The organism is Candidatus Polarisedimenticolaceae bacterium (genome assembly GCA_036376135.1).
GTDB lineage: Bacteria > Acidobacteriota > Polarisedimenticolia > Polarisedimenticolales > DASRJG01 > DASVAW01.
In genome coordinates this window covers 1-7,240 of the sequence record DASVAW010000106.1, presented here as the reverse complement: position 1 = coordinate 7,240, position 7,240 = coordinate 1, and the positions used below count along the sequence as shown (strand labels likewise).

The following is a 7,240-nucleotide window of genomic DNA, read 5'->3' as shown; positions in this document are numbered from 1 at the left end:
TCTCGAACGCCTGTACCTCGCGATCGCGTGGCGGAACTTCGTGAAGGGGGTATCGGAGCGCAAGCCCGATCCCACGACCCCGGCGATGCGGCTGGGTCTGACGAGCGAGCCGTGGAGCTGGGCGCGGGTACTGGCGCGGCGGTTGTTCCCGGCCCGCGTCCGGGTCCCCGCGAGCTGGCTCGAGGTCTACCGGCGCACCTGGATCACGCCCGGGATCCTCAACGCTCCCCACCGCCTCTCACTGGCCTACTGAGGCCGACCTTTGAAACGGAAGGTCAGGCAGTCGTGGATCCGGAGCTGTTCAACACGCTTCGCACCACCGTGAACTGAAACCCGGCCTCATCGCAAACGCCGCAACCACGGAGGCGAACGATGAAGCTCCTGACCCCGGCCCGGCTGGGCCCGTACGACCTGAAGAACCGGATGGTGATGGCGCCGATGACCCGCAACCGCGCCGGGGAGGGGCTCGCGCCGACCCCGCTGCACGTCACCTACTACGCCCAGCGGGCGTCCGCCGGGCTCATCGTCACCGAGGCGACCCAGGTCTCCGACGACGCCGCCGGATACGCGTGGACTCCGGGCATCTACTCCGACGCGCAGGTCGCCGCGTGGCGCAAGGTCGTCGACGCCGTGCACGCCCGGGGGTCGAGGATCTTCCTGCAGCTGTGGCACGTCGGTCGCGTCTCCCATCCTTCCCTGCGCCCCGACGGATCGCTTCCGGTCGCCCCGTCCGCGATCGCCCCCGACGGGAGCGCCTTCACGTACGACGGGATGCAGCGCTTCCCGGTGCCGCGCGCCCTCGAGACCGGGGAGATCCCGGGTTACGTCGCGAAGTTCGCCTCCGCCGCCGGCCGGGCGATCGAGGCCGGCTTCGACGGCGTCGAGCTGCACGGCGCGAACGGCTATCTGATCGACCAGTTCCTGCGCGACGGGACGAACCACCGGACGGATCGTTACGGTGGAAGCCTCGAGAACCGGGCGCGTTTCCTTCTCGAGGTCGTGGAGGCGGTGACCGCGGCGATCGGCGCGGCCCGGGTCGGCGTGCGGCTCTCTCCGACCGGGAACAACGCCTCGATCTCCGACTCGGATCCGGAGCGGACGTTCACGCACGCCGTGAAGGCGCTTTCGGGGAGAGGCCTCGCGTACCTCCACCTCGCGATGCTCCCCCCGTCCGACCCGCTGAACGCGCCGCTTCGCGCCGCGTGGGACGGGACGCTGATCGTCAACGGCGGGTACGACCGGGAGACGGGGGAGCGGGCGATCGCCTCCGGCCTCGCCGACCTCGTCGCCTACGGCGTGCCGTTCCTCGCGAACCCCGACCTTCCGGAACGGTTCGCCGGGAACGCTCCCCTCAACGCCCCCGACCGCAGGACGTTCTACGGCGGGACGGAGAAGGGGTACATCGACTACCCGGAGCTCACAGCAGTCCGCTGAGATCCGCCCCGGCGCCGAGCTCCTCGGCGTCGGCGCCGCGGCGGAAGACCCTCGCTCCCGAGGCCCCGAGCAGGGTGGCCCGGTCCCCTTCGACCCGGATCATCGACCCCTCGCGCAGGCCGACCACCACGAGGGTGTTCTCCTCGAGGTATTCGCGGATCCGCGTCTCCCTGGTCTCTCCCATGTGGCGCGAGCCCGGTTCCGGATCGAGGTAGTGCGGGTTGATCTGGAAGGGGACGAGCCCGAGCGCCTCGAACGACGCCGGCTGCACGATCGGCATGTCGTTCGTGGTTCGGATCGTCGGGCAGGCCAGGTTCGAGCCCGCGCTCGTGCCGAGGTAGGGCATCCCCCCCGCGACCCGGTGGCGGATCGGACCCAGGACCCCCGCCTCCTCCGCGCTCCTGAGCAGGCGGAAGGTGTTCCCGCCCCCGACGAAGATCGCCTGCGCGTCCTCGACGGCATCCACGGGGTCCTTCGCGTCGTGGATGGAGTCGAGCGCGATCCCCATCGCCGCGAAGCGCTCGCGGGCCTTCGCGGCGTACGCGCCGCGGTCGGCGAGGGCCCACGGCACGAACAGGACCCGCGTCGCCCCGCCGAGCGTCTCCCGCATCGCCTCGGCGCAGTGGTCGAGATAACCCGTTCCGAACGTCGTCGAGGTGCTCACGAGCAGCAGGCGTCGCATGACCGGAGTGTACTAGAGTGGCGCATCCGTTTTGGAGGCCCTCCAGATGGATGTGGTCCTGCTCTCCCGCCTTCAGTTCGCCCTCACCATCATGTTCCACTACATCTTCCCGCCCCTGACGATCGGGATGGGGGTGGTGCTCGTCTGGCTGGAGGCGAATTACCTCAGGACGCGAGAGCCGATCTACGAGCAGGCGGCGCGCTTCTGGACGAGGATCTTCGCGCTGAACTTCTCGCTCGGGGTCGCCACCGGCATCGTGATGGAATTCGAGTTCGGCACCAACTGGGCCGCCTACTCGCGTTTCGTGGGCGACGTCTTCGGCTCCGCGCTCGCCGCGGAGGGGATCTTCGCCTTCTTCCTCGAGTCGGGGTTCCTCGCGGTCCTCGTCTTCGGCTGGGACCGCGTCGGGCCGAGGATGCACCTCTTCTCGACGGCGATGGTCGCGCTCGGCTCGATCTTCTCGTCGGTCTGGATCGTCGTGGCGAACGCGTGGCAGCAGACCCCCGCGGGATCGCACATCGTGCCGATCCTGAGGGACGGCGCCCCCTGGGTCGTGAACGGCGAGACGATGATGCGCGCCGAGATCACCGACTTCTGGCGGCTCGTCTTCAACCCCTCGACGGTGCACCGCCTCACGCACACCCTGATCGGCGCGTTCCTCATGGGCGCCTTCTTCGTGATGAGCATCAGCGCCTGGTACCTCCTGCGCGGCCGGCACCTCGAGTTCGCCAAGCGCTCGTTCACCGGGGGGCTCGTGCTCGCGACGGTCGCCAGCCTCGCGGCGCTCGTCTCGGGGCACCTCCAGGCCGAAAACGTCTACCGCACGCAGCCCGCCAAGATGGCGGCGATGGAAGCGCATTACCGGACAGGGCCGGGGGGCTTGGCCGTGTTCGGCCTCCCCAACGACGCGGAGCACCGCCTCGACGCGGCGGTCGAGATCCCGGGCCTGCTGAGCTGGATGCTCACCGGGGACGGCTCGAGGGCCGTGCTCGGGCTCGACGCCTTCCGCCCCGAGCATCGGCCGCCGGTCGTGGTCCCGTTCGTGTCCTACCGGCTGATGGTGGGAAGCGGCTTCTTCTTCATCGCGCTGACCGTGCTCGCATCGTGGCTGCGCTGGCGCGGCTCGCTGTTCCGGGCCCGGTGGCTGCTGTGGGTCTTCGTCTTCGCGGTCGTCCCCGCCGCGATCGCCAACCAGGCGGGGTGGATCGCGGCGGAAGTCGGACGCCAGCCGTGGATCGTGCATCCTCCGGTGGCGCGGGACGCCGCGGGCGAGCCTCTGCGCGACGGCGACGGCTTCGTCGCGTACGAGACCGCGCCGGTCCCGATGCCGGACGGGACCGTGCGCACGATGCCCGCGGGGCTGCTCACGACCGACGGTGTCAGCGAGGCGGTCACGTCGAGCCAGGTCGCGGCGTCGATCGCGATGTTCGGGGTGATCTACCTCCTGCTCGGCGCGGTGTGGGTGTTCCTCCTGAACAAGAAGATCCAGCACGGGCCGGTGGAGGACTGAAGGGATGGATCTGCACCTGGTCTGGTTCGGGCTCCTCGGCATCCTCCTCGCCGGATACGCGGTCCTCGACGGGTTCGACCTCGGCGTCGGGATCCTCCACCCGCTCGCGAAGAGCGACCTCGAGCGGCGCACCTTCGTGAACGCGATCGGCCCCCTGTGGGACGGGAACGAGGTCTGGCTCGTCACCTTCGGAGGGGCGTTGTTCGCGATGTTCCCCGAGGCGTATGCGACCGTCTTCTCGGGGTTCTACCTCGCCTTCATGCTCCTCCTGTTCGCGCTGATCCTCCGCGCGGTGAGCCTCGAGTTCCGGAGCAAGGTCGAGGCGTCGGGCTGGCGGACGTTCTGGGACGGCGGCTTCTTCCTGTCGAGCCTCGTCGCGACGCTCCTGTTCGGGGTCGCCGTCGGAAACGCCATCCTGGGGATCCCTCTCGACGCGCGCGGGGTCTTCGCCGGCGGGTTCCTCGACCTCCTCCGTCCCTACCCGATCCTCGTGGGGTTGCTCGCGGTCGCCCTGTTCGCCGAGCACGGCGCGATCTTCCTCTACCTGAAGACCGAGGGGTCGGTGCAGGAGCGGCTGGGCCGCTGGATGTGGCACACGTGGGGGGCGTTCCTCGTCCTCTACCTGATGACGACGATCTACACGCTGATCGCGATTCCGACCGCGGTCCGCAACTTCGAGTCGCACCCGTGGGCGGCGGCGATCGTGGTCCTCAACATCCTCGCGATCGCGAACGTCCCGAGGGCCCTCTTCCGGCGGAAATACGGCCAGGCGTTCCTGTCCTCCACGCTGACCATCGCGTGCATGGTGGCGCTCTTCGGCCTCGCGATCTTCCCGAACCTCGTCGTCGCCTCGGACGACCCGGCCCGGTCGTGGACGATCTACAACGCCGCGTCGAGCGCGAAGACGCTGAAGCTCGGTCTCTGGATCGCCCTCGTGGGGATGCCGTTCGTGCTCGCCTACACCGGGATCATCTACTGGACGTTCCGGGGGAAGGTGGTCCTGTCGGAGCACTCGTACTGAGCGTTCCGCCCCTATACTCCGCCGAATGTCGCTCCACGCGGGACGGGGGATCGGGCCGTACCGCCTCGTCGAGAAGATCGGCGAGGGGGGGATGGGTGTCGTGTGGAAGGCCCGCGACACGTCCCTCGACCGGGACGTGGCCCTGAAGTTCCTCCCGGAGTCGCTCGCCCGGGATCCCGAGCGGCTCGCGAGGTTCGAGCGCGAGGCCAAGGCGGTCGCGGCACTCGCCCATCCGGGCATCCTCGCGATCCACGGGTTCGGGGAGGACGACGGGACCGTCTATGCGGTCACCGAGCTGCTCGACGGGCGGACGCTGCGCGAGGCGCTTCACGAGGGGCCGATGCCGCCGGAGCGTGTGGCCGCGATCGCGCTCGCGGTCGCCGACGGGCTCTCCGCCGCGCACGATCGCGGCATCGTCCACCGGGATCTCAAGCCCGAGAACCTCTTCCTGACCCGGGACGGCCGCACGAAGATCCTCGACTTCGGCCTCGCCGCCTTCGTCGGGACGGCGGTGTCCGACGACGCCACGCATACCCCGACCCGCACGAGCCTGACGACTCCCGGCGTCGTGATGGGAACGACCGATTACCTGTCCCCGGAGCAGGTTCGCGGCGGTGTGGTGGACGCGCGCTCGGACCTCTTCGCCCTCGGTACGGTGATCTGGGAGATGCTCTCCGGCTCTCGCCCGTTCCACCGCGAGACCGGCGCCGAAACGATGACCGCCATCCTCCGGGAACCTCCTCCGGCCCTGCCGAAGGGGGTGCCCCCCTCGCTCGAGCGGGCGGCCCGCCGGTGTCTCGAGAAGGCGCCGGAGAAACGGTTCAGGTCTGCCCGCGAGCTCGCCGCCGCCCTCGACGCGCCCCCCACGCGTCCCCCTGTGGGGACGATCGCCGCGGTCCTCGCCACCGTCGTCGTCGTGGCGGGAATCGCATGGCTCGGGGGCCGGCCGCGGTCCGGGCCCGAGCCGAAGGCGAGAACCCCCGCGAGCCTGACGTCCATCGGCGAGGTGCGCTCGGAAAGTGTCGAGGCGAACGAGGACTTCGAGAAGGCGATGCTGTTCCTTCGCTCGCAGCTCGACCTGCCGAGGGCGCAGCAGATGCTCGCCCGGGCGGTGGAGCTCGATCCGGAGTTCGCCTCGGCGCGCGCGATGCTCGGCGTGACGCGCCTCATCGCGATCCACGAGGGGTTCTCCAACGACGGCACGCAGATCTACGCGTGCGAGGGGGCGGCGCGGGAGATCGTGGCCTCCCGCCCCGAGCTCGCCTCGGGGCGCGCGGCGCTCGGGGCCGCACTGCTCTACCTCAACCGGAAGGAGTCCGCGCGCGCGGAGCTGAAGCGGGCGCTCGAGCTCGCTCCGGCCTCTCAGCCGGGGCTCGTCTGGTTCACGATCGACGCGAGGTACAGCGGCCGGGAAGCCGAAGCGGAGTCGCGCAGCCGTGCGATGCTCGACGCGGTTCCCCTCTTCTGGGTCGCCCGGCTGCTGCTGGCGGAGGGGTTCTTCGAGGCCGGGCACGTCGCCGAGGCGCGCCGGGAGATCGAGAAGGTATTCGAGCAGGATTCCGGGAACCTCGCCGCCACCCGCGCGATGGCGCGGCTCGAGCTTCACGAGGGAGAGATCGCGCCCGCCCGCCGGCGCCTCGAGGCGATCGGAGCGTCGAAGCACCCGAACCACCGCGTTCGGCTGCTGTGGGCGCTGCTCCTCGCGAGGGAAGGGCGCGGCGCCGAGGCGGTCCGGACCCTCGACGCGGAGTCGCTGAAGTGGGCCGAGCTCGCGATGTTCGGGGCGTGGCAGGTCGCCGAGGTCCACGCGCTGGCCGGAAACGTCGACGAGGCGCTCGACTGGCTCGACCGCGGCGTGCGCAACGGCGACGAGCGCGCGCTCTGGCTTCGCCGGAACGCCTTCCTGGCGGGCGTTCGGGGGGAGCGCCGGTTCGAGCTGATCCTCGAGGCGATCGAACGAAGCCGGCCCTGACTCACGGACGCGCGGCGGCGAGGCCCGCGCAGTCGAGCTGGATGACGCGGCCCGCCCCGAACGTGCCCTCCCCGCAGTCGGTGACCGCGCGTGCGAGGTAGAAGAACGCGGTCCCCGCGGGGGGAACGTCCGCGTCCGTGGCCTGTTCCCCCGGCCAGGTGTCCGGGAGCAGGCACTCCGGCGCCGTCATCGCCTTCGCCGCGCTGCGCGCGAGCTGGTACCGCGACGCCGTCGAAGTGCCGGGAGAGGCGGGGGGAGACCACGCGAGGGTGGTCTTCGAGACGAACCGCAGGCCGGCGACCTCCCCGGGCACCCCCCACAGCGTCGCATCGGCATCGGTGCAGTCCCCGAGGCACTCGGTGTACAGGTCGCCGTCCTGGTCGACCGTCAGCGCGTCGATCGCGGCGCGGAGGTTCGGCCGCGTGCCGATGTTGCCGGCGACGGGGCCGGCGACCTGGGGGGAGCCGGTCGAGGCCATCAGCGACCGAACGTACGTCGGCAGCATCGGCGTCGCGTTGCAGGCGCGCTGCACGCCGCGCAGGGACGCCGCCGCCCCCGCGACCATCGCCGACGCCGACGAGGTACCGCTGAAGACGGCGGTGTAGTACTGGTTCGGGTCCC

At 70.6% G+C, this 7,240-nt stretch carries 7 protein-coding genes; 5 read left to right on the top strand and 2 right to left on the bottom strand.

Annotation, left to right across the window (positions count from 1 at the left end):
• Both VF139_10780 and VF139_10775 read left to right on the top strand, forming a co-directional pair.
• Positions 1–253 (top strand): hypothetical protein (locus VF139_10780; GenBank protein HEX6851875.1); only part of this gene is annotated, 253 nt, incomplete at its 5' end.
• Between the two features lie 119 nt (positions 254–372).
• Positions 373–1,434, top strand: coding sequence for an alkene reductase (locus VF139_10775; GenBank protein HEX6851874.1), 1,062 nt, complete (start codon positions 373–375; stop codon positions 1,432–1,434).
• Here the strand turns inward: VF139_10775 and pepE are convergent.
• Positions 1,418–2,116: a dipeptidase PepE gene (gene pepE, locus VF139_10770; protein HEX6851873.1), complete on the bottom strand. Its 699-nt coding sequence runs from the start codon at positions 2,114–2,116 to the stop codon at positions 1,418–1,420. The two genes, VF139_10775 and pepE, sit on opposite strands and share 17 nt — an antisense overlap.
• A 46-nt stretch (positions 2,117–2,162) precedes the next feature.
• Between pepE and VF139_10765 the strand changes: the two genes are divergently transcribed.
• The 3 genes from VF139_10765 to VF139_10755 are packed head-to-tail and all read left to right on the top strand — an operon-like array spanning position 2,163 to position 6,619.
• Complete coding sequence (locus VF139_10765; protein HEX6851872.1) at positions 2,163–3,626, top strand: cytochrome ubiquinol oxidase subunit I; 1,464 nt, start codon at positions 2,163–2,165, stop codon at positions 3,624–3,626.
• 4 nt (positions 3,627–3,630) lie between these two features.
• Positions 3,631–4,647, top strand: a complete 1,017-nt coding sequence (cydB, locus tag VF139_10760; GenBank protein ID HEX6851871.1) for a cytochrome d ubiquinol oxidase subunit II — start codon at positions 3,631–3,633, stop codon at positions 4,645–4,647.
• 25 nt (positions 4,648–4,672) lie between these two features.
• Positions 4,673–6,619 carry a protein kinase gene (locus VF139_10755; GenBank protein ID HEX6851870.1) on the top strand — a complete coding sequence of 649 codons (1,947 nt, stop codon included), beginning with the start codon at positions 4,673–4,675 and terminating at the stop codon, positions 6,617–6,619.
• Position 6,620: 1 nt separating this feature from the next.
• Here the strand turns inward: VF139_10755 and VF139_10750 are convergent.
• Positions 6,621–7,240, bottom strand: a 620-nt coding sequence (locus VF139_10750) for a hypothetical protein (GenBank protein ID HEX6851869.1), incomplete at its 5' end; no start/stop codon positions are given.